The sequence below is a fragment of the Lysinibacillus composti genome (genome assembly GCF_016908465.1).
Lineage (GTDB): Bacteria > Bacillota > Bacilli > Bacillales_A > Planococcaceae > Ureibacillus > Ureibacillus composti_A.
Window position 1 is genome coordinate 257,880 of record NZ_JAFBDY010000001.1, and the last position, 24,269, is coordinate 282,148.

At 34.2% G+C, this 24,269-nt stretch carries 28 protein-coding genes and 1 pseudogene; 25 read left to right on the top strand and 4 right to left on the bottom strand.

Going from position 1 to position 24,269, the window contains the following annotated elements:
- The first annotated feature begins 32 nt into the window (after positions 1 to 32).
- From JOD29_RS20680 to mtnN, 9 genes are all read left to right on the top strand, one after another.
- Positions 33 to 554 carry a DUF1292 domain-containing protein gene (locus JOD29_RS20680; protein WP_124762205.1) on the top strand — a complete coding sequence of 174 codons (522 nt, stop codon included), beginning with the start codon at positions 33 to 35 and terminating at the stop codon, positions 552 to 554.
- Between the two features lie 340 nt (positions 555 to 894).
- Positions 895 to 2,013 carry an endolytic transglycosylase MltG gene (gene mltG, locus JOD29_RS01180; protein ID WP_124762203.1) on the top strand — a complete coding sequence of 373 codons (1,119 nt, stop codon included), beginning with the start codon at positions 895 to 897 and terminating at the stop codon, positions 2,011 to 2,013.
- A 320-nt stretch (positions 2,014 to 2,333) separates the two neighbouring features.
- Entirely contained in the window at positions 2,334 to 2,966 is a 633-nt protein-coding gene (locus tag JOD29_RS01185) for an O-methyltransferase (protein WP_124762201.1), read from the top strand.
- Positions 2,967 to 2,972: 6 nt separating this feature from the next.
- Positions 2,973 to 3,905 carry a peptidase U32 family protein gene (locus JOD29_RS01190; RefSeq protein WP_124762199.1) on the top strand — a complete coding sequence of 311 codons (933 nt, stop codon included), beginning with the start codon at positions 2,973 to 2,975 and terminating at the stop codon, positions 3,903 to 3,905.
- A gap of 16 nt (positions 3,906 to 3,921) precedes the next feature.
- Positions 3,922 to 5,199 carry a peptidase U32 family protein gene (locus tag JOD29_RS01195; RefSeq protein ID WP_124762197.1) on the top strand — a complete coding sequence of 426 codons (1,278 nt, stop codon included), beginning with the start codon at positions 3,922 to 3,924 and terminating at the stop codon, positions 5,197 to 5,199.
- Positions 5,200 to 5,838: a uridine kinase gene (gene udk, locus JOD29_RS01200; RefSeq protein WP_124762195.1), complete on the top strand. Its 639-nt coding sequence runs from the start codon at positions 5,200 to 5,202 to the stop codon at positions 5,836 to 5,838.
- 358 nt (positions 5,839 to 6,196) lie between these two features.
- Positions 6,197 to 6,682 carry a transcription elongation factor GreA gene (gene greA / locus JOD29_RS01205; RefSeq protein ID WP_124762193.1) on the top strand — a complete coding sequence of 162 codons (486 nt, stop codon included), beginning with the start codon at positions 6,197 to 6,199 and terminating at the stop codon, positions 6,680 to 6,682.
- Between the two features lie 283 nt (positions 6,683 to 6,965).
- Positions 6,966 to 7,652 (top strand): YrrS family protein, encoded by a 687-nt coding sequence (locus tag JOD29_RS01210; RefSeq protein ID WP_124762191.1) that lies wholly within the window; start codon positions 6,966 to 6,968, stop codon positions 7,650 to 7,652.
- A gap of 105 nt (positions 7,653 to 7,757) precedes the next feature.
- The gene (mtnN, locus tag JOD29_RS01215; RefSeq protein WP_124762189.1) at positions 7,758 to 8,450 is read left to right on the top strand and encodes a 5'-methylthioadenosine/S-adenosylhomocysteine nucleosidase; all 693 of its coding nucleotides are present in this window, start codon (positions 7,758 to 7,760) and stop codon (positions 8,448 to 8,450) included.
- A 321-nt stretch (positions 8,451 to 8,771) separates the two neighbouring features.
- Here the strand turns inward: mtnN and sigK are convergent, their stop codons facing one another.
- Together sigK and pssA are read right to left on the bottom strand one after the other, a co-directional pair.
- Positions 8,772 to 9,515, bottom strand: a complete 744-nt coding sequence (sigK, locus tag JOD29_RS01220) for an RNA polymerase sporulation sigma factor SigK (protein WP_124762677.1) — start codon at positions 9,513 to 9,515, stop codon at positions 8,772 to 8,774.
- A 119-nt stretch (positions 9,516 to 9,634) separates the two neighbouring features.
- Entirely contained in the window at positions 9,635 to 10,174 is a 540-nt protein-coding gene (pssA, locus tag JOD29_RS01225) for a CDP-diacylglycerol--serine O-phosphatidyltransferase (protein ID WP_124762187.1), read from the bottom strand.
- 247 nt (positions 10,175 to 10,421) lie between these two features.
- Here pssA and JOD29_RS01230 point away from each other — a divergent pair, with 247 nt between their 5' ends.
- The 13 genes and pseudogenes from JOD29_RS01230 to JOD29_RS01290 all read left to right on the top strand — a co-directional run bounded on the left by JOD29_RS01230 (position 10,422) and on the right by JOD29_RS01290 (position 20,239).
- Positions 10,422 to 11,204, top strand: coding sequence for a phosphatidylserine decarboxylase (locus JOD29_RS01230; protein WP_124762185.1), 783 nt, complete (start codon positions 10,422 to 10,424; stop codon positions 11,202 to 11,204).
- A gap of 42 nt (positions 11,205 to 11,246) precedes the next feature.
- Positions 11,247 to 11,384 carry a hypothetical protein gene (locus tag JOD29_RS01235; protein ID WP_158610509.1) on the top strand — a complete coding sequence of 46 codons (138 nt, stop codon included), beginning with the start codon at positions 11,247 to 11,249 and terminating at the stop codon, positions 11,382 to 11,384.
- A gap of 57 nt (positions 11,385 to 11,441) precedes the next feature.
- Positions 11,442 to 11,963, top strand: a complete 522-nt coding sequence (locus tag JOD29_RS01240) for a YqeG family HAD IIIA-type phosphatase (RefSeq protein ID WP_240033579.1) — start codon at positions 11,442 to 11,444, stop codon at positions 11,961 to 11,963.
- Entirely contained in the window at positions 11,963 to 13,066 is a 1,104-nt protein-coding gene (yqeH, locus tag JOD29_RS01245; protein WP_124762181.1) for a ribosome biogenesis GTPase YqeH, read from the top strand. The genes JOD29_RS01240 and yqeH overlap by 1 nt, the downstream gene beginning before the upstream one ends.
- 46 nt (positions 13,067 to 13,112) lie before the next feature.
- Positions 13,113 to 13,934 (top strand): shikimate dehydrogenase, encoded by an 822-nt coding sequence (gene aroE / locus JOD29_RS01250; RefSeq protein WP_124762179.1) that lies wholly within the window; start codon positions 13,113 to 13,115, stop codon positions 13,932 to 13,934.
- 47 nt (positions 13,935 to 13,981) lie between these two features.
- Entirely contained in the window at positions 13,982 to 14,287 is a 306-nt protein-coding gene (yhbY, locus tag JOD29_RS01255; protein WP_124762177.1) for a ribosome assembly RNA-binding protein YhbY, read from the top strand.
- Positions 14,288 to 14,298: 11 nt separating this feature from the next.
- Positions 14,299 to 14,871, top strand: coding sequence for a nicotinate-nucleotide adenylyltransferase (locus JOD29_RS01260; protein WP_124762175.1), 573 nt, complete (start codon positions 14,299 to 14,301; stop codon positions 14,869 to 14,871).
- A complete protein-coding gene (yqeK, locus tag JOD29_RS01265) occupies positions 14,858 to 15,427 on the top strand; it encodes a bis(5'-nucleosyl)-tetraphosphatase (symmetrical) YqeK (protein WP_124762173.1) in 570 nt (189 codons plus the stop codon). Before JOD29_RS01260 ends, yqeK begins: the two co-directional genes overlap by 14 nt.
- 69 nt (positions 15,428 to 15,496) lie before the next feature.
- Positions 15,497 to 15,850, top strand: coding sequence for a ribosome silencing factor (gene rsfS, locus JOD29_RS01270; RefSeq protein ID WP_124762171.1), 354 nt, complete (start codon positions 15,497 to 15,499; stop codon positions 15,848 to 15,850).
- Positions 15,850 to 16,590, top strand: a complete 741-nt coding sequence (locus JOD29_RS01275) for a class I SAM-dependent DNA methyltransferase (RefSeq protein WP_124762169.1) — start codon at positions 15,850 to 15,852, stop codon at positions 16,588 to 16,590. The genes rsfS and JOD29_RS01275 overlap by 1 nt, the downstream gene beginning before the upstream one ends.
- Positions 16,591 to 16,695: 105 nt before the next feature.
- Entirely contained in the window at positions 16,696 to 17,343 is a 648-nt protein-coding gene (locus JOD29_RS01280) for a helix-hairpin-helix domain-containing protein (protein WP_124762167.1), read from the top strand.
- A 75-nt stretch (positions 17,344 to 17,418) separates the two neighbouring features.
- Positions 17,419 to 17,868 (top strand): annotated as a pseudogene (locus tag JOD29_RS01285) (ComE operon protein 2); the annotation flags it as partial.
- Positions 17,869 to 18,145: 277 nt separating this feature from the next.
- Positions 18,146 to 20,239 carry a DNA internalization-related competence protein ComEC/Rec2 gene (locus JOD29_RS01290; protein WP_239585509.1) on the top strand — a complete coding sequence of 698 codons (2,094 nt, stop codon included), beginning with the start codon at positions 18,146 to 18,148 and terminating at the stop codon, positions 20,237 to 20,239.
- 117 nt (positions 20,240 to 20,356) lie between these two features.
- Here JOD29_RS01290 and JOD29_RS01295 read toward each other — a convergent pair whose 3' ends face one another.
- Positions 20,357 to 20,521 carry a YqzM family protein gene (locus tag JOD29_RS01295; RefSeq protein ID WP_124762162.1) on the bottom strand — a complete coding sequence of 55 codons (165 nt, stop codon included), beginning with the start codon at positions 20,519 to 20,521 and terminating at the stop codon, positions 20,357 to 20,359.
- Positions 20,522 to 20,697: 176 nt separating this feature from the next.
- Between JOD29_RS01295 and holA the strand changes: the two genes are divergently transcribed.
- Positions 20,698 to 21,711, top strand: a complete 1,014-nt coding sequence (gene holA / locus JOD29_RS01300; protein WP_124762160.1) for a DNA polymerase III subunit delta — start codon at positions 20,698 to 20,700, stop codon at positions 21,709 to 21,711.
- 201 nt (positions 21,712 to 21,912) lie between these two features.
- Here the strand turns inward: holA and rpsT are convergent, their stop codons facing one another.
- Entirely contained in the window at positions 21,913 to 22,164 is a 252-nt protein-coding gene (rpsT, locus tag JOD29_RS01305; protein ID WP_124762158.1) for a 30S ribosomal protein S20, read from the bottom strand.
- A gap of 162 nt (positions 22,165 to 22,326) precedes the next feature.
- On the opposite strand from rpsT, the gene gpr reads away from it, so the two are divergent.
- Both gpr and spoIIP read left to right on the top strand, forming a co-directional pair.
- The gene (gene gpr, locus JOD29_RS01310) at positions 22,327 to 23,355 is read left to right on the top strand and encodes a GPR endopeptidase (RefSeq protein ID WP_124762156.1); all 1,029 of its coding nucleotides are present in this window, start codon (positions 22,327 to 22,329) and stop codon (positions 23,353 to 23,355) included.
- Between the two features lie 51 nt (positions 23,356 to 23,406).
- The gene (gene spoIIP, locus JOD29_RS01315) at positions 23,407 to 24,237 is read left to right on the top strand and encodes a stage II sporulation protein P (RefSeq protein WP_124762154.1); all 831 of its coding nucleotides are present in this window, start codon (positions 23,407 to 23,409) and stop codon (positions 24,235 to 24,237) included.
- The last annotated feature ends 32 nt before the right edge of the window (positions 24,238 to 24,269 follow it).

A 24,269-nucleotide genomic window follows, 5' to 3' on the forward strand; every position in this document is an offset into this window, starting at 1 on the left:
CCAGGCGCATTTAATTAATTGGAGGTATTACAATGGAAGAAACTTTTAAAATTACATTAGAAGACGGTACTAATCAACAGTGTAAAGTCCTTTTTACCTATGATACAGATGAGTTATCATATGTACTTTATACCGCACTTGACGAAAATGGGAATGAAAGTGAAGAAGTTTCGGCACTTCGATATGAATTAGATGAAAACGGTCATATGACGAATTTCACTCCGCTTGAAACAGAAGAGGAATGGGATATGGCTGATGAGGTTTTAAGTACGTTAGCTGCTGAATTTGGTGATGCAGTTGGAGAATACTTCACTGTAGTTGACGAAAATGGAGAAGAGGCCATTTGTGAAATCATTCATCAGTTTGATCTAGAACAATTCGGGAAGTCTTATATTTTGTATACTTTTGCTGATCAAGATGAAGTGGGTGAAATTTTTGCTGCATCATTCATTGAGGGTGAAGATGGTGGAATAAACGAACTCCTTCCTATCGAAACAGATGAAGAATGGGCAGCAATTGAACAGGAAATCCAAACTTTAGAGACACAACAGTAAGCTGCAAATATAATAGAAAAAGACTTGGAAAGGCTACAATCTTTCTGAGTCTTTTTTTATGTAATTACGATTTTAGTGGTGCTAAGATTTCTATCTAAGTAAATTTTCCAAGGTTTGCACCTGTCACTACACTGCCACTCGTATTTGGCGCAGAACACCTTCGTTATTTGATTAATATAATTACAACTTATTAATGGCGTTGAACTTTCTAATGTTTGCACCTGTCACTACGCTTCCACTCGTTTTCGATGCAGAATACGTTAGTCTTGCAGAGCAAGACTAACGTATTTGTCACTTCTTGTGATTTCTTGTATTATTAAGAGATGTAAGGGAGGTAGCTATGGAAAAGGATACGAAAAAACAAGAAATGATTGATAAAATCAATACGCGTAAAAAAGAAGCGAAAGTTGTTCGGCGCATTGTTACTATCGTAACATTAGTCGTTATACTTATTATAGGAATTGTTGGAATTACTGGCTACAATTACGTGACTTCAGCGTTGGAACCGATTGATCCAAATTCTACAAAAGGAATTGAAGTAGAAATTCCAATTGGATCTGGAATAAGTACAATAGCATCTATACTTGAAACAAATGGAATTATAAAAAATGCACGTATCTTTAAATATTATACAAAATTTAAAAATGAATCTGAGTTTCAGGCAGGAACATATGAACTAACACAAGCCATGACGTTGGATGAAATAATTGAAAGTTTAAAAACAGGGAAGGTTTATCGTGAACCGGTGTTTACTGTTGCGGTGCCTGAAGGGTTAACACTTGATCAAATTTCAAAAATCATTGAAAAAAATACAAAGTTTACAGCAAAAGAATTTATGGAAAGAGTTAATAATCCAGAATTCATTCAAAGTATGATGAAAACTTACCCATCATTAATTTCAGAGGATGTTTTAGCCGGAAACATAAGGTATGCATTGGAAGGGTACTTATATCCAGCAACTTACGGATTTTATGAGGCTGATCCAAAACTCGATGAGATCATTTCAACGATGATTTCTCAAACAAATGATGTCATTAAACAATATGAATCAATTTTAGAAGAGAAACAAATGACTGTGCATGAATTATTAACGTTCGCATCGTTATTAGAAGAAGAGGCTACTGCTCAAACAGACCGAGAAACAATTGCAAGTGTATTTTATAATCGTTTAGAAATTGAAATGCCCCTTCAAACAGATCCCACAGTTTTATATGCTCTAGGTTCTCATAAAGAAAGAGTACTTTATGAAGATTTAGAAGTTAAAAATCCATATAACACATATGTAAATCAAGGTTTACCACCTGGCCCAATTGCAAATGCTGGGCAAGTTTCAATTGAAGCAGCATTAAGTCCATCTGAAACTGAGTATTTATATTTCTTAGCAGATAAAAAAGGCATGAATCATTTTGCAAAGACTTATGATGAACATTTACTAAATATAGATAAATATTTAAAATAACAAACTTAGAAGGAAACGGATTAAGTCAATTATCTTAGAATTAAGTATAGTTTTAGTATTATTCTTAGATTCTGATGAAAAGATTATTCGCTTTCCTTCTATTTTCGTGCTATTATAGATTGTGATTTTTTGTTCAATTGTAGACAAATGTAAATTACCAAAAAATTTTTTGGTCTTTTTTTTTGACGGATAGGAAATGATAAATTTTTTATGAAATTGTTATTAGTAAAACATCAACTCGTACCCAACTTGCCAAAGTTGTGTTTTTAAATTGGGCCAGTTTTTGTTGGTCATAAACGATATGAAGGAGTTCTAGCATAATGGAATTTTCAAATGCTTATATTGAAACCTTCATTCATCCACGTAACGACTTGCTACTAGAAATGGAAAGATATGCAATGGACAACCATGTTCCGATTATGCAACTTTCAGCAATAGAGGCATTAAATCAATTACTTCGCATTCAAAAACCTTCTAGTATCTTAGAAATTGGCACTGCAATTGGCTATTCTGCTATGCGAATGGCACTTGCATTACCCAATTGTTCGATCGTGACGATTGAAAGAGATCATGAACGTGTTGAAATTGCGAAAAAATTTATTTCACGCTCAGAAGTAGCAAACCGAATTACGGTGATTGAAGGAGACGCGTTGGAAGTAGAGGTTGAGGATATTTCATCTACTTTTAATGCTGTTTTTATTGATGCGGCAAAAGGTCAATATCAACGTTTCTTTGAAAGATATTCACCACTTGTCCCATCAGGTGGTGTTATTTATATTGATAATATGTATATGCACGGATTATCAGATTTGGATTTAAAAGATGTCCCTAGAAGAAAAAGGACAATGATACGAAATCTTAAAAATTTTGCTGACTGGATTATGCATCATCCAGATTATATTTGCTCATTTTTCCCAGTTGGTGATGGGTTGTTAATTTGTTTAAAGAGGTGACGTAAGTTGAAAAAACCAGAATTATTAGTGACGCCGAAATCAATTGACCATATTAAAGAGTTAATTAAAGCGGGTGCAGATGCATTTGTAATCGGTGAACAAAAATTTGGATTACGCTTAGCAGGCGAATTTAATGTAGAGCAGGTCGCGGAAAGTACAAAACTAATACAAGATGTGGGGAAAAAAGTTTATGTTGCAGTTAATGCAATATTTCATAATGACCGTTTAGATGCATTAGATGAATATTTAAAAGAAATGCAAAAAATTGGTGTAGATGCATTAATATTTGGTGACCCAGCTGTTGTAATGGCAGTTCGTGAATTGGGTATTACCATTCCACTTCACTGGAATCCAGAAACAATTGCAACAAACTGGTTCCAAGCAAATTATTGGGGAGAGCGCGGCGCAACACGTGCTGTTCTTGCTCGTGAACTTTCGTTAGATGAAATCTTAGAAATAAAAGAAAATTCAAATGTAGAAGTAGAAGTACAAGTTCATGGGATGACTTGTATGTTTCAATCAAAACGTTCATTATTAGGGAACTACTTCTTATATCGCGATGAAGTAATGGAAATAGCAAATAGAAAAGAAAATAAAAATATGTTCTTACATGATAAAGAACGTAAAAATAAGTATCCAATTTATGAAGATATTAATGGTACACATATTTTTTCACCAAATGATATGTGTTTAATTGATGAATTGACGGAGCTTCTAGAAGCTGGAATAGATTCATTAAAATTTGATGGTGTTCTTCAAACTGAAGAATATATCGTAACGGTAACAAAACTATATCGTCAAGCAATTGACGCATACTACCACAATGGCGAAGATGCTTATGACGATATTAAAAATGAATTATTCGAACAAATTGAAGCAATCCAACCCAAATTACGTCCATTAGATACAGGATTTATTTTTAAGGAAACAGTTTACTAAGAAAGGAGCGTCTCTAATGCTTCAATTAATAGAAAATGAAAAAATACGTGAAACAGTTAATGGAAAACGTGTTATTACAAAAAAACCTGAATTACTTGCACCTGCAGGAAGTTTAGAAAAATTAAAAATTGCTGTTCATTACGGAGCTGACGCAGTATTCATTGGTGGACAAGAGTTTGGGTTACGTTCTAATGCTGGTAATTTTACAATCGAAGAAATACGTGAAGGTGTTGAATTTGCCAAAAAATATGGAGCAAGCATATATGTAACAACGAATATTTTTGCCCATAACGAAAATATGGATGGCTTAGAAGAATACCTTCGTGCAATTGCAGATTGTGGTGTCCGAGGTATTATTGTAGCCGATCCATTAATTATTGAAACTTGTAAGAAAGTAGCTCCTGAAGTAGAGGTCCATTTATCAACTCAGCAATCTTTATCGAACTGGAAAGCAGTGAAATATTGGAAAGAAGAAGGGCTACATCGTGTAGTACTTGCACGTGAAGTTGGTGCAGAAGAAATGCTTAAAATGAAAGAAGAAGTCGATATCGAAATCGAGGCATTTGTTCATGGAGCAATGTGTATTGCGTACTCAGGACGTTGCGTATTATCAAATCATATGACTGCTAGAGACTCAAACCGAGGTGGTTGCTGTCAATCCTGTCGATGGGATTATGATTTATATGAAAATGTAGATGGTGCAGAAAAAGCTTTATTTAGCGATGATGATGCCCCATTTGCAATGAGTCCCAAAGATTTAAAGTTAATTGAATCTATTCCACATATGATTGAACTAGGAATTGACTCACTTAAAGTTGAAGGGCGTATGAAATCAATACACTATATTGCGACAGTTATTTCTGTTTATCGTAAAGTCATTGATGCTTATTGTGCAGATCCTGAAAACTTTACAATTAAAAAAGAGTGGTTAGAGGAGCTTGACCGTTGTGCAAACCGTGCAACAGCATCTAGTTTCTTTGAAGGTGAGCCAAGTTATGAACAACAAATGTTTGGATCACACGCAACAAAATTAAAATGGGATTTCGCTGGTTTAGTACTTGATTATGATCAAGATACTCAGTTAGTTACTTTACAACAACGCAACTACTTTAAGTCAGGCGATACAATTGAATTTTTTGGTCCGGATCTTGACACATTCACAATGGAAGTAGGCCAAATTTGGGATGAAAAGGGTAATGAGTTAGAAGTAGCAAATCATCCTCTACAAATTGTGAAGTTTAAAGTAAATCGTCCATTATTTAAAAACAACATGATGCGAAAGGAGAATAAATAAATGAGCGAGCAGCGCCCCTTAGTAATAGGGATAGCAGGTGGTTCATGTTCAGGTAAAACGAGTGTGACACGTGCCATTTATGATGTTTTCAGAAATCATTCTGTTGTTGTTATTGAACAGGACTATTACTACAAAAATCAAGATCATTTAACCTTTGAAGAACGTTTAGAAACTAACTATGACCATCCATTGGCATTTGATAATGATTTATTAATTGAACACTTGAATGCCCTACTACAACATAAATCAATAGAAAAACCAGTATATGATTATGTCAATCATACGAGATCTAAAGAAAGCATTCATGTTGAGCCTAAAGATGTCATTATTCTTGAAGGTATTCTAGTTCTTGAAGACAAACGTCTAAGAGATTTAATGGATATTAAATTATTTGTTGACACTGATTCAGATTTACGTATAATTCGACGTATGGAAAGAGATATTAAGGAACGTGGTAGAACAATTGAATCTGTCATTGAACAATATATAACAGCTGTTCGCCCGATGCATAATTTATTTATCGAACCTACAAAAAGATATGCAGATGTCATTATCCCAGAAGGTGGAGAGAACGAAGTAGCAATTGACTTAATGGTTACAAAAATTAAAACTATTCTTGAAACAAAGTCAATTGTGTAATATGATGATGGAGTATTGGGATTTTTTACATGTTATTTTTATCTCAGACACTATTTCAATCTAAAAAGTTACTCTTGCGCCTTCTCGTCGCAAAGTACATCTCTGAGAGAATTAATTGCATGTTGAACTAAATTTCATTTAACAATTGTATAAGAACTGACGAAGAAATTCGGTTAATAGTTAAGTTAGCAAAAAGCCTTCTAATGGCTATGTTTGCTTCATATGCTTAACTACTAACCGGGTTTTCTACTACTATTACACTTTTTTATTATGTAAGGAAACCGTTTGCAATCAAATCTACATAAGTGTAAAGTAGGTGTCTAAACCGACAAAAGAGAGATTTAAGGAGTGAATTGTCTTGTCAAACGAAAAACAATATCCTATGACATTGGCTGGAAAACAGAAATTAGAGGATGAATTAGAGTACTTAAAAACAGTTAAACGTAAAGAAGTTGTTGAGCGTATTAAAATAGCTCGCAGTTTCGGTGATTTATCTGAGAACTCAGAATACGATTCTGCAAAAGAAGAGCAAGGCTTTGTAGAAGGTCGTATTTCAAATATTGAATCTATGCTACGTAATGCTGTAATTATTGAAGAAGCAGAAGGTACAAGCGATATCGTAACACTTGGAAAAACTGTTACATTCATTGAACTTCCAGATGGTGATGAAGAAGAATATACGATTGTCGGTTCTGCTGAAGCAGATCCTTTCGAAGGACGTATTTCTAATGACTCTCCAATTGCAAGAGCTTTATTAGGACATAAAGTGAATGACGTTTTAAAAATATCTACTCCTGGTGGAGATATGGAAGTTCGCATCGTTTCAATTAAGGCCGATCGCTAATATTTTAATAACGAAAAGATACATCATTGAAGACTCAAAAGGTTACTCCTTTGGGTCTTTTTTAATGTCAAGTTGTAATCATTAACTCTTTGTGCTCGCACCCAAACTCTACCGATAGTTGAAGCACGAGAGTTCCTTTTTTTTCGAATTAATGTAATATAAGTCGTTCTGTTATCAATTGTAATTTTTATATAACAAATGAATTAAAATTGGTAACATTTATGTGTTTTAACGATAATTACTGATAAAATGGAAGTGAATTCATTCTAGGAGGAATAAATGAATGGGAAACAATGAATTTGATTCGAAGAATCGTTCGAGATTATCAAAACGTGAACAAAGGAAAAAACGACCGAAAAAATCCGATAAACTGTTAAATGTACTTATTGCCATAGTTTCAATATTAATTATTGCAAATCTGGTTTTTCTTTTCACAAAAGATGACGAGACAGAAGTTGCATCTGAAAATAAAACTCAAGCTGAAAAATATCTTCAAGGAAAAAATCAATCACCAAAAAGTGAGGAAATAGTAAGCGAAGAAGAAGGTGAAGAAGAACAATCATCTTCTGATAAAACAGTAGTTTCTGCGAAAAACGAGGATCAGACGGAAGAAAAAGAACAATCAGTAAATCTTCCTACAAAATTAACTACACATAAGTCTTCAGATCCACAAGTGAAGCAAGAAGTTGTAGATTCTAGTTGGCAACCAACACCTACTAAGCAAACAGGAGAACATGTTTCTGTTTACAGGGAAGGTCATGTGGATTATGAAGAAAAACTAGTTACGTTTCGTAATGCAGTTAATTTAGAGGAAAACAATGTTATTTACTGGTCAGTTCGTAATAATGGCAGTAGTAACTCATCTATTGCAGTCATTTCATCTAAGGATGAATCACAAAAATACAGAGTTAGTATTGAATGGATAGAAAATGAAGGTTGGAAACCAGTGAAAGTTGAAGAATTAAAGTAAGTTGATGGTGCATATTTTGCACAGGGTTAGGAACAAACTATTGACGAAAGCTTACCTTTTCTTTATCGTAAGAAATAGTGCTGTAAAGTATTGGAGGATTATCTAATGAAAGTTGCAATTATTGGTGCAATGGAAGAAGAGGTAGAAATTTTAAGGGAATCACTTTCAAACGCGAAGGTGACAACAATTGCTAATAGTGAATTTACCACTGGTACTTATGAAGGAAAAGAAATTATCCTATTGAAAAGTGGTATTGGGAAAGTAAATGCTGCAATGTCAACTACCGTTTTATTATATGAATTTAAACCTGATGTCGTCATTAATACGGGTTCAGCAGGTGGATATGACCCAGAATTAGAGGTGGGTGCTGTTGTCATCTCAAAAGAAGTTCGACACCACGATGTAGATGTTACAGCGTTTAATTATGAAATCGGGCAAGTGCCACAACTGCCAGCTGCTTTTCCAGCTGATGAACGATTAATTAATATTGCACAAGAATCGGTATCTGAGATAGGGGAACATCAATTTGGAGTCGGACTAATTTGTTCTGGAGATGTCTTCATGAGTAATCCTACCCGTGTTGAACAAGTAAGATCTTACTTCCCAGAAATGAAGGCTGTTGAAATGGAAGCGGCTGCTGTGGCACAAGTGTGTTATCAATTCAAAACACCATTTGTTGTAATTCGTGCACTATCAGATATTGCTGGAAAAGAATCAAATATAAGTTTTGACGAGTTTTTACCAATTGCTGCGAAACATTCATCAGAAATCGTGTTAAAGACAATTACAAAATTATAATCAATTAATCAAAAAATATTGAAGTTGTGCAAAAAGATACAGTATTATTTAGTTAAAGATGGTACGATAATTGTAAAATAAACCAAAGGGAGGGAAATTTTGTGCTTATACTAATGGCTGCTTCAGTAGCAGTAACAACAATTATTGGAATTGTGGTATTTTATGGTACAAATGTAGAAACGCACGATTAATAAATAAAATTTTTAGCTCATTTAAGACTGTTACTTAGTCTTAAATGAGCTTTTTAAATTTTTTATATTTCGGTGATAGATAAAAACAGTCTATGAAAGTCACAACTAATCTCACAACGAGTAGTTAAATTTACTTGAGTTCTTTTTCACGTTCTCTTTCTTTTTCCTTTTCTTTTTCAATTTGATTGTGTTTAAATTGTTGATACAATTTTACAAGTGCTCTTTTTTCAATTCGAGAAACATAACTTCTAGAGATTTTTAATTTCTGGGCAATTTCTTTTTGGGTTAGAGGATCATTATTATTTAATCCATAACGATAAACAATAATTTCTAGTTCACGTGGTTCTAAAGTATTTAAATATTCGTACAACTGTTCAAAGCTTTCTTTCTGTTCGATTTTTTCAATTGCGGGTTGTTCATCAAGCTGAAGTAAGTCTCGGATTTGTAAAGATTGTCCTTCCTTATCCACTCCGATTGGCTCAAAAAGGGATACGTCTTTTTGGACCTTCTTTTGTGCACGTAAATGCATTAAAATCTCATTTTCAATACAACGAGCTGCATAAGTAGCAAGCCGTGTCTTTTTATCAGGAGTATAACTACTAACCGCTTTCATTAATCCGATGGTACCAATAGAAATATAATCATCTAATTGTTCATGTTGAGGGTGGAATTTTTTAACAACGTGTGCGACTAGTCTCATATTCCGTTCAATTAAATCTAACCTTGCTTGTTCATCACCCTGCATAAACCTTTCTATAGCTTTCGCTTCTTCTTCTTTTGTAAATGGTCGATGAAATGCCTGCCCTTTTAGATAGCCAAGGAAAGTCGGTATATCTAACCATAGCTGCATTAAAGACGCAAAGATTCCGCTCAGGTACGTCATCCTTTCCTCTTTTTCGACATTATATGATAAGGTGTATGCGAAAATGAGAATTATAGCGAAATCAATGCAAAAAAAACGATGCAACCTTTTATCTGATTGCATCGTCTAATTTATATTTTTTTTATTGAAAATGTTCTAATCATTAAAATTGCAATGATTGGGACAAGGAACATGTAAAACACAGATCCAACGAATGGAATAAGTAAAAATGAAATTGTCAAAAAAGTACCTGCTGCTGTGATTGGTAGACCAACAAAATATCCTGTTGATTCTGTTATATTAAAACGAGCTAATCGGAAAGCACCACAAGCAATATAAAGAATTGTCATAATCATACCTGCAACTTCAAAATCTACTAGAACATTTTGGTACATAAGAAGGGCCGGCGCAACACCGAATGATATAATATCACTCATCGAATCTAATTGCTTACCTAATTCTGATTCTTGATTATATTTACGGGCAATTTTGCCATCATACCGATCTAAAAACGCGGCAATGAAAATAAAGAGTACACTATAACTATAAGCTCCATTTAATGTAGCCATAATTGAGGCTCCACCAAATGATAAATTACAAAGTGTAATGAAATTCGCAACATGAGATTTCAATTTCTTAACTGTGGTATCCACCATATGCAAAAGAAACATGGGGAAACACTCTCCTTTGCACTAATAATATTTATCTATTATACTTCGAAAAAGTATAAAATGTAAGTCGGACATAATAATACCAATTGCTATTAATCCGAACTTGAAAGCATATTACTTTTATAACTTTAACTTGTGGTTAGAATAAAACTAATGGAAGTATTAGCTTATACTGTGTAAAACAATCGTTAACTTTTAAAATTATTATTAAGGAATAATGTATATTAGATAATCTCGGGGGAACAAGATGAAGGAAAAAATCTACCAACGTTTAATAGAATTATCAAATGGAAAAATTAGCTCAATCGTATTAAAAAGAATCACTTCATCATCACTTAGTAAAAATCTTATTCATAACTTTACTAAAGTATACAATATTGATATGAATGAGGTTTCGAAAGATGTTAATTATTTTTCTAGTTTACAGGATTTTTTTGTACGGACATTAAAAGAAGGTGTACGTCCTATTAATCATGATGATGATTGTTTTATTAGTCCTGTTGATGCTAAAATTGAATCCTTTGGTGATATTAAGAGTGATGCTGTTTTTACTGTCAAAAATAAATATTATTCATTACATGACTTACTTGGGAATGCTGAAAGTGCTGAAAAATATATAAACGGGAAGTTCGTTGTCTTTTACTTAAGCCCCGCGAATTACCATCGTGTTCACAGTCCATTAGATGCTACAGTCATCCGCCAATTTGTACTTGGAAGGAAGTCTTATCCAGTAAATCAATTGGGTTTAAAATATGGGAAAAAGCCAATAAGTCATAATTATAGACTAATTAGTGAATTACAGTATGATGATGAAAAATTTTTTACTCTAGTGAAAGTTGGTGCGATGTTTGTTAATTCAATTGAGTTAACAAATAGAACAACAACGTGGAAAAAAGGAGAAGAGGTAGGCTATTTTTCATTTGGTTCTACCGTTGTATTATTATTTGAGAAAAATACAATCAAATTTACAAATAATGTTCAAAAAGGGCATACTGTGAAAATGGGAGAAACAATAGCAATTATGGTATAATTTTAGCATTGTCTAACTTTATTCATTGGGGGGTATTCCCCAATGAATAAAGTTAAAGCCTCCGGTGGAGACATGCAATTTTCAAAGAATTTTCCTTCGCAAGCAAGGGAAAATTCTGGGCGCAAAAGTTTTGACTGTGACGAAGCTTTCGACAGTCGCAAATACGCCAAGGGCATGTGATTTTATTATTCACATAAAAGTTGTACTAGCATTTTGAAAAAAGAAGGGAACTTATGAATTTTGGCTAAATTTTTATTACCAGATGAATTTGTTAACACTGTATATGAAATTACGCCTGAGAAATTAAAAGATCTCGGGATTAAAGGTATTATTACGGACTTAGATAATACATTAATTGAATGGAATCGCCCGGATGCTACAGAAGAAATTGCAGAATGGATGAAAATGCTGCAAGATGCAGGTATTAAAATTATTATTGCTTCGAACAACAATGAAGAACGTGTAAAGCGTTTTGCGGACCCTCTTGGAATCCCTTTTATTCATAATGCAAGAAAGCCTTTAGGTTCTGCATATTTAACTGCATTAGTTAAATTAAGATTACGTAAAAATGAAGCTGCAATGGTAGGCGATCAAATGCTAACCGATGTGCTAGGTGCGAATCGTCTAAACCTATATACATTTTTAGTGCGTCCTGTAGCGGATTCAGACGGTTTAGTAACGAAGTTTAATCGTCTAGTAGAGCGACGAGTATTTAATTATTTAAAACGAAAAGGTATTAAAACTTGGGAGGAACAGTAATGATTGAAACACCATCATGTATCGGTTGTGGGGCAGAAATCCAAACAGAAAATCCGAATGAATTAGGATATGCACCACCTTCATCTTTAGAAAAGGAAACAATCATTTGCCAACGTTGCTTTCGGTTAAAAAACTATAATGAAATCCAACCAGTAAGTTTAACAGATGATGATTTTCTACGTATTTTAAATGGTCTTGGAGAACAAGAAGGTCTTATTGTAAAAATTGTAGACATATTTGACTTTAATGGTAGTTGGCTACCTGGACTGCATCGTTTCGTAGGAAAAAATCCAGTGCTTCTGGTTGCGAATAAAGCAGATTTATTACCGAAATCAGTTAAGCCTAAAAAAGTGGTTAATTGGTTAAAAAGAGAAGCAAAATCGCTTGGACTACAACCGATTGATGTATTACTTGTTAGTGCACATAAAGGTTTGGGGATGGGTGAAGTAATTGATGCTATTGAAACGCATAGACAAGGAAAAGATGTTTTCGTGGTGGGTTGTACAAATGTAGGTAAATCAACTTTTATTAATCGAATCATTAAACAGGCAACAGGTGAAGGGAATGTTATTACCACTTCACATTTCCCTGGTACAACATTAGATATGATTGAAATTCCGCTTGATGATGGTGCTGCACTGTATGATACGCCAGGGATCATTAATCATCACCAAATGGCCCACCATATTGATTCAAGTGAACTGAAATTTATTACGCCGAAAAAAGAAATAAAACCGAAAGTATACCAACAGAACGAAGGACAAACGTTATTTATTGGAGCCCTTGCTCGATTTGATTTTATTAAAGGTGAACGATCTGCGTTTACAATTTATGCGGCGAACGACCTACCTATTCATCGTACGAAATTAGAAAGAGCAGACAGCCTTTATTCCGAACATAAAGGTGAATTATTAGCCCCACCATCCAAAGAATATATAGATCAATTACCTGAATTAGTGCGACATGAATTTTCCATTAAAGAAGGTAAGACTGATGTTGTTATTTCAGGGTTAGGATGGATTACAGTACAACATCCAAATGTTGTAGTTGCTGCACACGCTCCAAAAGGTGTAGAAGTATTTATTAGACCATCATTGATTTAGCAAAGAGAGATATACTAAGAGTGAGAGAGAAAGAGGATGAAGGGAAATGAAGAAATGGTTTGCTGTTATTGGTGATCCGATTGTACATTCCAAATCACCAGAAATGCATAATAGTTGGTTTCAAGAACTAAATATTGATGCGGCATATTTGCCGCTTCATGTAATTCCAGAACAATTAGAACAAGCTGTGAAATCATTGAAGCTTTTAGGCGCAAGTGGATGGAATGTCACAATCCCACATAAAGAAACTATCATTCCTTTTTTAGATGAGCTAGATGAGACAGCAAAAAAAATGGGTGCAGTAAACACAGTTGTTCGTCTATCAGATGGAAAACTAAAAGGCTATAATACAGATGGCTCCGGTTTTGTACATTCACTTGAAGAACAAGTAGGTACTGACCATCGTGATAAAAAGGTTTTATTAATAGGTGGAGGTGGCGCATCTCGTGGGATTGCCTTTGCCCTGAAACAATTTGGCTATCAAGATATAACCATCACAAACCGTACAGTTGCTAAAGCTCAAACCATCATTTATGAACTTGGTGTTGGAAGAGCGATTTCATTGGAGGAAGCAACTGAATCATTAAATGACTTTGGTATCATTATACAAGCAACATCTGCTGGATTGAAAAGTGATTTTTCACTTCCAATATCTTTAGATAAATTAATTACAGGGGCAATTGTTGCCGATATTGTGTATAATCCTTTAATGACCCCATTTTTAGAAGATGCTAAAAAAAATGGGGCGGTCATTGTGAATGGATTAGGGATGTTTGTTCATCAAGGTGCTATTGCGTTTAAATATTGGCTAGACGAGTATCCAAATACAAGTTCAATGATAAAGAAATTAACAGAACAATTAAAGTGAAGATGTCTTAAGTAGAAGGGATCTTCGTAGGAGGAAATAAGTAATTTATGCTAACAGGCAAACAAAAACGTTTTTTACGTGCAGAAGCACATCATTTAACACCAATCTTCCAAGTAGGTAAAGGTGGGGTTAATGAACAGATGCTACGTCAAATTAGTGAGGCACTTGAAGTTCGTGAATTAATAAAAGTACGCATTTTAGATAATTGCGAAGAAGAAAAGCATGATGTAGCAGAAGCACTTGCTAAGGGAACTCGTGCAGAACTTGTACAATTAATTGGCTTAACGGTCGTTTTATATAAAGAATCTAAAAATAATAAAAAGATTGTATTACCAAAAGTCGAAAAGAAATAAGGTGTACTCATATGAAAAAGGTTGGCATTATCGGAGGTACATTTAATCCTCCTCATATCGGACATTTAATTATGGCGAATGAAGCATATTATGCATTACAGCTTGATGAAGTCCGATTTATGCCAAATGCTATTGCACCACACAAGCTAATGAGTGATGACGCATCAATGGAGAATCGGCTAAAAATGGTTGAATTAGCTACCAAGGCGTACCCTTATTTTAAAGTTGAAAGAATTGAGCTTGAACGTGGTGGAATTTCGTATACTTATCATACAATGGTTGCTTTGTGTGAACGTGAGTCGGATGTAGAGTTTTATTTTATTATTGGTGGCGATATGATCGATTCGTTACATACATGGCATGAAATAGATAAATTAAGTAAAATTGTTCGTTTTATTGGATTCAAACGTCCTGGTACAAAGGCTGAAAATAAATTTGATGTAACAATGGTAGAAGCACCCGAAATCGATCTGTCGTCTACTTTAATCAGAAACCGTTTTCGAACGGGTGGTACATTAAAATTTTTATTACCTGAAGATGTAGAGATGTATATTCGAAAGGAAGGTCTTTATGGGACGCGATGAATACTTAGCTGCAATTAAACCACGTATGCCCGAAAAAAGATACATTCATACAATTGGTGTTATGGAAACGGCGATTTATCTTGCTCAGAAATATGGGGAGAATGTAAATTCCGCTGAAACTGCAGCCATCTTACATGACATTGCAAAATATGCTGATGAAGATTGGATGCGTCAAATTGTTAAAGAACATAAATTAGATCCAAAACTATGTGACTGGGGTTCTGAAATATTACATGGCCCAGTTGGTGCTTGGATTGCTGAAACTGAATTCAATATCCATGATGTAGACATACTAAACTCGATTCGATTTCATACTACAGGTCGTGCAGGGATGTCGAAATTAGAAAAAATTATTTATATAGCAGATATGATCGAACCGAACCGGAAATTTGATGGAGTTGAAAAATTGCGTAAAAAGGTAGAGGTTGATTTGAATAAGGCGATGCGTGCATGTATTCGTCATTCAATTGCCTTTTTAGTACACTCAAAGCAACCAATTTTCCCGGTATCGATCGAGTGCTACAATGATGTTATTTCGTCCGATACTACAGCTTAATAGTTGTATAAAAACTCCTGTAGAGCTACTACAGCGAGGAATAGTTGATTATAGAGAGGAAAAGTGAGAATGACCGAAAACGAAAAATTACTACAAATTGCTTATAAAGCGATTGATGATAAACATGGAGAAGATATTGTTGTATTAAATATGCAAGGTATTTCTCTTTTAGCTGATTATTTCATTATTTGCCATGCTAATTCAGATCGACAAACACAAGCGATTGCACGCGAAGTGCAAGAGAAAGCACAAGAAAATGGTTATAATGTGAAACGAGTAGAAGGTTTTGATTCTGCACGTTGGATTTTAGTTGATTTAGGTGACGTCGTAGCTCATATTTTCCATAAAGATGAGCGAGTATTTTATAATTTAGAGCGACTTTGGGGAGATGCTCCTCAATTAGATGCGCCATCTTACGAATAATGAGCAGTTACGGAAGATTTGCTGATTTTTACGATGAACTTATGCAGGATATCCCTTATGAGAAATATGTTGAATGGGTTGTAAACCATGCACCAAGTGATCATTATTCAAACCTTTTAGATGTTGGTTGTGGTACCGGGACTCTTGCATTATTGTTTCATACACAAGGTTATCAAGTGAGTGGCATAGATCTATCTGAAGAAATGCTTAGTGTTGCTTATTCAAGGGGACAAGAGCTTGGGGCTTCAATCCCATTTTTTGCGATGTCAATGGATGAACTAGAAGGTTTTGCGGATCTTGATGTTATTGTAATTCCAATCGATTCAATCAATTACTTACAAGAAGAAACTGCAGTTTACGAAACATTAAAGCGTATGTATAACGCTTTACGAGATGGTGGTCAATTATTTTTTGATGTACACTCTCTTTTTAAAATGAATGAGGTTTTTATGTCGGGCCCTTTTACATATGATGATGGTGAATTATTGTATGTTTGGCATACAGAAGAAGGAGAAGAGGTTCATTCTGTTTTTCATCAAATGACATTCTTTGCTATAGACGAAAAATCTGGTTTATTTGAACGTTTTGATGAAGAACATTATCAACGAACTTTTCCAATAAAAACCTATGTAAATTGGCTAAAAGAAGTTGGATTTTCACATATAGAAATTACTTCTGATTTTACAGAAGATGTGCCAACTGAATATAGTGAAAGAATATTTTTCCGAGCAGTAAAATAAACATCTTTTCAAATGAAGGTAAATTATGTATATTAGAGATGTCTCCATATGATTTACCTTCTGGCGAAAGGGTGTTTTTTATAATTCAAAAAATCATTGGTAAATATGGAAAAAAGATGCTGTTCCCCAGGCATTCTTTGTTTATTAATCCTCTTTTATTTTTCACTTCAACAAAAAGACTCATCTAAAACCACTGAAGAGTTAATTACAACAATTCCACAAGTTAATGAACAAACAAAACAATTGAGTAATGACCAAACAAATAATGAACAAAATGAAATAGTTTCAAATAAACAGGTAATTGTCGATGTTAAAGGTGCTGTAAAATTCCCCGGAGTCTATCAATTAACCTCAGAGGAAAGAGTAATAGACGCCATCACTTATGCTGGTGGTTATTTAGAAGAGGCAGAAACACGCTATATTAATCATGCGCAAAAGTTACTAGATGAAATGGTCATCTATATACCTAAAAAAGGGGAGAGCCTTGATGAAATGCAATCCATTGGACAAGGGGTTCATTCTACATCATTTAATTCAAACGCAAGTCCGTCATCAGGCGATCTAGTGAATTTAAATACGGCGGATGAAACGGCTCTCTCTACATTACCAGGAATCGGCCCTTCTAAAGCTCAGGCAATATTGGCATATCGTGATGAAAATGGCTCTTTTAAATCAATCGATGAATTAAAGAACGTCTCTGGAATTGGTGAAAAAACGTTTGAGAAATTGAAAGATTCCATCGTTGTTAAATAATCAAATAATTACAACATTGCATATATAGCATTTTACTACTAAACTTAAACTATATATCGTAATGGAGGTAGTCATATGGAGCGCATTACATGGGATCAATTTTTCATGGCACAAAGCCATTTATTAGCACTTAGAAGTACATGTTCGAGGTTAGCAGTTGGTGCAACCATTGTACGCGAAAATAGGATAATTGCAGCAGGATATAATGGGTCCATCTCTGGGGATGAACATTGTATTGAGAAGGGTTGTTATGTAGTGGACAATCATTGTATTCGTACAATCCATGCGGAAGTGAATGCATTATTACAATGTGCAAAGTATGGTACACCTACTAAAGATGCAGATCTTTATGTAACTCATTTTCCGTGTTTATCTTGTTCGAAATCAATTATCCAATCAGGCATAAAGAATGTCTATTATGCTAGTGATTATAAAAATAATCCTTATGCTTTAGAACTTTTTGAAAAGGCTAACGTGAATGTCGTACATGTACCATTTGATGGGGCAAAAATTGATTTTCTAAAGTAACTTGTAGCCTAAGTGCTTCTATCGAAAAATTGTTACCTATCTGAAAAGAAGGCGAATGATTTATTTGATAAAATTCTTTACACATAAAACGTTATTCTACGCCTTGTCGATTTTAGTTGCCGCAATTGCAGCCCACGAATCGGTGAGGCTTTTAATGTTACTAGGATTACTTGTTTTATATTGCATTTATAGGAGAATAGAAATCTTCCATATCATCAGCGTAAGCGTTCTTGGATTGGTGGCATTTTTCTATTTTTCAATTCTTTTAAAGGACTTGAATAAGCCATTACAATTACCTACAGTCTTAACATGGACAGGCGAATATAAAATAAATGGTTCTAAATTACGTGGATTCATGGAGGATGATGAAGGGAGAATAGTATATGTTCTTTATGAGTTTCAGTCTGAAGAAGAAAAACGTTTCCATCAATCCATCCCGTTAGTGGGGAAACAGTATGTCGTAGAAGGAGTAGTTGTTGAACCGTCAAAGCCCCCACATAAATATGCATTTTCTATGGAGAATTATTTAAAAGGTAAGGGAGCAAAAGGAATATTAGAAATTTCTAATTGGAGATTTGTGAAAACGAAAACATCATTCTCCCAAAGAATTAGTAGCCACCGCTATAAATTAATCAAACATATTGAATCAACTTTTCCCCAAACACTTACTGCGGAAGCGCAGGCACTCTTAATTGGCTATCAGGAACAAGTGGATCATGAGACATCTAGGGCCTATCAAATATTAGGTATTACACATTTATTTGCGATCTCAGGCCTTCATATTGCTATCGTCTCTTTTATGTTTTTCCAAGGACTGTTAAGGTTAAATGTACGCCGTGAAATTGCTACCATTGTGTTAATTGTAATTTTACCGATTTATGCAATTCTAGCAGGTGGTACACCTTCTGTATGGCGATCTGTACTAATGGTTGAGTTAGTTGTTCTAATTCGCTATAAAAGCCACCTAACGGTCGATGATGCGCTCTGTGTAAGTTTTATATGTTTTGTATTATTAGAGCCTTGGTCAATTTACCAAGTAGGTTTTCAACTATCTTATTTGGCAACAGCTGCCTTAATCTTTTCTAGTCATATTATTAATCGATTTTCCTCTTGGATTGTACAATCATTTTTTATTACTTTTGTTTGTCAATTACTCGTTTACCCTCTGTTACTTTTTCACTTTTATGAAATGAGTATCTCTTCTTTTATGGTAAATATTCCTTTTGTTCCACTTTTTTCATTTATTATCCTTCCTATAAATATCTTGCTACTTGTTCTTACATTTTTACCTGGTCCGTTCGCATCCATCATGTTTTGGCTATATGAGCCTTGTCGTTTATTCATTACAAAGTTAATTGAGGTTTTACAATCGTTACCTTACCAGTTGTGGAATCCAGGAAAGCCATCACTATTTCTATTAGCTATAGCCTTTGTAGGGGTTTTTATAACCTTTTATTTACTAGATATACGTGATAAATGGTACAAAGTCGTAATATCTTTACTATTACCAATATTATGTTTGCATTTTAGTGGTAAAGCATTTAACGAATTGAAAATCTCATTTATTAATGTAGGACAGGGTGACAGTATACTCATTGAGTTACCCTTTCAAAAAGAAGTAGTTCTAATTGATACAGGAGGGTTACTTCGATTCCAACAAGAGGAGTGGAAAATGCCATCCCCCCCTTATGAAGTTGGTCGACAAATTGTTGTGCCCTATTTAAAAGGGAAGGGAATTAATGTGATTGACAAATTAATAATTACACACGCTGATGCCGATCATGTTGAAGGAGCAGAAGAAATTCTAAAAGAAATAAAGGTAGTTGAAATTCATATTTCACCGGGTTCATATAAGAAAGAGATCATGGACGATTTAATTACAGAAGCGGTTAAACAGCAAATACCAATTAAAGAACAACTCTCGTTAAATCATTGGAAGGTACAAAATGTTACTTTTCAATATGTTTGGCCCGATGAAACAACGTATGAAGGAAATAACGATTCACTTGGTTTGTACATTAAGAAAGGCAATTTTGATGCGTTATTTACAGGGGACTTAGAAAAAGAGGGGGAATATGAACTAATAAGTAAGTTACCTGAATTAAAGAATATTGATTTACTAAAGGCAGGACATCATGGCAGTAAAACATCTAGTACTGAGGAATTTATTAATCAATTAAATCCCTCGTTAACGATTTTTAGCGCGGGTGAAAATAATCGATATGGGCATCCAAGTAAAGAAGTTGTGGAGCGATTTAATCAATTAGAATTATCTTCTCTTGTAACGGGAGAAGTTGGGACGATTGAAATTAAAGTAGAAGAAGAGCAATTGAAACTAGAAACGACTTATACGAGAGAAAACCAATAAAAAAGCTTTGTCAAAATGACAAAGCTTTTTACCTTCTTCAGTAGAAGTCTTACGCTTCTATAGAAGGGTAAAGAGAAATATAATTAAAAAATGATTGCAAGTTTCCGGCGGATGTCATTAAGCGGCAGCATCGATTATTGTTGCAATGATAAACATTATTGCAAAGAATACAAATGATACTCCAAACCCAACGCCAGCATCGATTGCATCGTTACGCATAGAAGCTCCATTTTTACCTTCAAATGGATTATGTGTTACAAAGTTATCGTTTTGATGTCCCATATAAATCCCTCCTACTCAAATTCCATTATAAGTCAATGCATATTAAAAAGCCATATTGATTGAGGCAATTTCTACTACGTTCCAATTTTTAAGATGACATAATTTCGACAAAGATGCAAGAAATATAAAAAAGTGTATACTTGAAAGTACGAATAGTTAATAGGGAGGTTCCCTTCATGTTTGATAAGATTTGGAGAAACATTAAAAATGGTCAAATAGCTCCAGTATATTGTATTGTTGGAGAAGAATCGTATTTTATAGATGAAACCATAAATAGATTAAAAAGTGCATTAACAGTTAATGAAGAACTTGAAATGATGACCTTTGACTTAGAAGAATCACCAGTAGATTTAGTTATAGACGAAGCAGATACATATCCGTTTTTTACAGAACGTAAGCTTGTTATTGCAAAGAATGCTCTCTTTTTAAAAGCTACAGAAAAGGGAAAAGAAAAGATTGACCATGATTTAAAAAGACTTGAACTTTGGCTTGATCATCCTTCTGACTTTGCAGTTACTGTTTTTATTGCACCTTATGAAAAATTAGATGAGCGTAAAAAAATTACAAAAGCAATGAAACAAAATAGTGTCGTATTAAACGCTGAAACATTAAACGAAAATGATTTATCTGTCTGGATCCGTAATGCAGTAGATGCTTATGGTAAAACAATTTCCAATGAAGCAATCGATAAATTAGTCGAAATGGTTGGCGCCAATATGTTGCAATTGCAAATGGAAATTGAGAAGATTTGTCTTTATTTAGGTCAAGATGATAAGCAGATTACTGACCATTTAGTGCAGGATTTAGTTGCCAAAACATTAGAGCATGATGCTTTTAAAATGTTGAATGCATATTTAGAACATAATAATACAGAAGCACTTAAAATTTATCATGATCTATTACGACAAAAACAAGAACCCATCATGCTTGTTGGGTTACTTTCCTCTAACATTAGAACGATGAACAATGTTTATTATTTGCAGAAAAAAGGTTATCATCCTACTCAAATTGCAAAAAATTTAAAGATTCATCCTTACCGTGTAAAGTTAATGGTTGAAAATCGAAAACGGCCAAGTGAAGAAAACATCTTGAAAGCTCTTCAAAAATTGTCAGAAATTGACTTGCAATTAAAGTCAACTGGTGGCAATAGAGAGCGGTTGTTAGAGATGTTCTTGTTGAAGAAGCTATAATTTAAAATCTAACAAAAAATCCATCCTTGATAGGATGGATTTTTTGTATTTATATCAGCTGAAATGGCTAATATACTCACAAAGGTTTACTAAAACAGAAGTCAGTACATTTAAAAATAGTAATTATCTATAATAACGTAAGAATTTCTTGAAGATGGAAAAAAGATCAATTGCATAATGCAATTGATCTTTGTAAGTTCATTAGTTTGCTTTTTGAGCAAGACGTGATTTTTTGCGAGCTGCAGCGTTTTTGTGGATAAGACCTTTAGAAGCTGCTTTATCAAGAGCTTTAGAAGCAGCTACTACTAATTCTTGTGCGTTTTCAGCGTTGTTAGCTAAAGCTTGTTCAGCTTTTTTAACAGTTGTACGCATTGCAGATTTAGCTTGTGAATTAGCTGCGTTTGCTTTTTCAGCAACTTTTACACGTTTAATTGCAGATTTAATATTTGGCATAACTTTCACCTCCTAAGTAAGGTACGAGATGAGTAACTTCTCATTAGTTTCATGTGTCAATACAACAAAAATCATTCTACCAAACGCACGGAATAATTGCAAGATATAAATGCAAAGAATATTTACTTGACAGTTTGAACATTATAAAAGTGAGGTGATTATATGGCAGAAGTAAATTGGAGCAGAACCGATCTTATTGATGAAGCAGATGAGGTTGTTGCCCACCAGACCAAACAGCAAAAAGAGAAATTAAAAGATTCAAATGGCGTTTTAATTGAAGAGATTAAAGAGAATCGGGTCAAAATTACGAAAGTCATTGTCGACAAACAAGGACAAGAAGAGATAGGAAAAAAAGAAGGTACTTATATTACTCTCTCAGTTCCCACATTAAATATCGATGATGATATAGGATTTAAACAGTTAGAAGCTGCATTTATGAAGTATTTAAATGATATTCATAAAGGAATCACACTAGGAGAAGACGATAAAGTTCTCGTAATTGGACTAGGAAATAAGACAATTACACCTGACGCAGTTGGTCCTTTTGCAATTGATTCAATGCAAATTGAACAATTAGACCATCCGAATGAACACCTTATTATGTACGCTCCAGGTGTTACAGGACAAACAGGTTTTGAAACAAGTGACTTCGTTCATGCATTGACAGAAAAAATTAAACCAGCACTAGTTATTGTCATTGATGCATTAGCAACAAGAGGAAGTGATCGTTTGTGTAAAACGATTCAAATTACAAATACTGGTATTCATCCGGGATCCGGTGTTGGCAATCAAAGAGCAGAAATATCGAAGGAAGTATTAGGAGTACCTGTTACAGCAATTGGGATTCCAACAGTTGTTGATGCAACAGTCATTATCGCGGATGCTGTCGAAAAAGTTTTTCGCTCTATTGCAGCAAAAATTCATGAGAAAGATAAGCCTTCTCGAAAGCTATCTGTTACCTCATGGCAACCTGATCCAAATGAAAGAATTGATTTTAGTGTATTAAAACCAATTTTTGGTGAGTGGTCTACCTGGTCTCAGAATGACCGACTTCAACTTTTCCAAGAAGTTCTGTCTTCTCATCCAGAACGGCTAATTGTTACGCCGAAAGAAGTCGATATATGGATTAATAAGTACTCTTATCTAATCAGTTCAGGCTTATTTAAATGGGTTAACAAAACAGCAAAATAATGTTCTAAATTTTCTCTCCTCTCCATAAGGTAGTGGAAGGAGAGGATGTCAATGTTAAAAAAATTAAAAGTATTATCTGTTTTTCTATTCTTCTTTTTTATGTTGCCTATAATTGCAGGACAATTGCCTTTTCCGAATAACGAAAAATTAGTGCATCCTAAAGAAAAAGCTGAAGAAAAGCCAGTCGTTTATGCAGCAAGCAGTGAAACAGTTACGGCTACAGATGTAGCACCAAATTATAATCCATTTGAAGTCTTATTTGTCTTTACACATTCTCATGAAACATATAAACCGGTCATGAAAAATGCCAATGGAACAGTTGCAGTTTACGATGATCAAACGAATCTTTTCTCCATGCAAAAGACGATGGCAGATTATTTCCGCTTGAACGGTTTAACGGCAACCACATTGGATGTCGATGTAATGAAGTTGCTAAAACAAAATGGTGCACAGATGTACCAGGCATACGCCACAGTTAGACCTTATCTAAGTAAAGAAATAAAGCAAAAAAAATATGATTTAATTCTAGATATTCATCGGGATTCTCTACCTGGAGCAAAAACGACAATTAAGCACAATGAAGTTAATTATGCGAAGGTTGCATTTGTTATTGGAGCTGAAAATCCAAATTACAAGGCGAATTTAAGCAATGCAAATGCATTGAATAGTTCACTAAATAGTATTGTTCCAGGAATTTCTCGTGGAATTATTGAGAAAAAAGGCGAAGGTGTTGACGGTGTATACAATCAAGATTTGGCTAAAGAAATACTATTAATTGAAATTGGTGGACCTGATAATACGGAAGATGAAGTGTACCGCACAATTTCCATTTTAGCCCAAGCGATTGCAAAAACATTTGCGAATCCAGAATTAGCATCTTAAAACAATTATTAGAATTGTTGTTGATTATTATG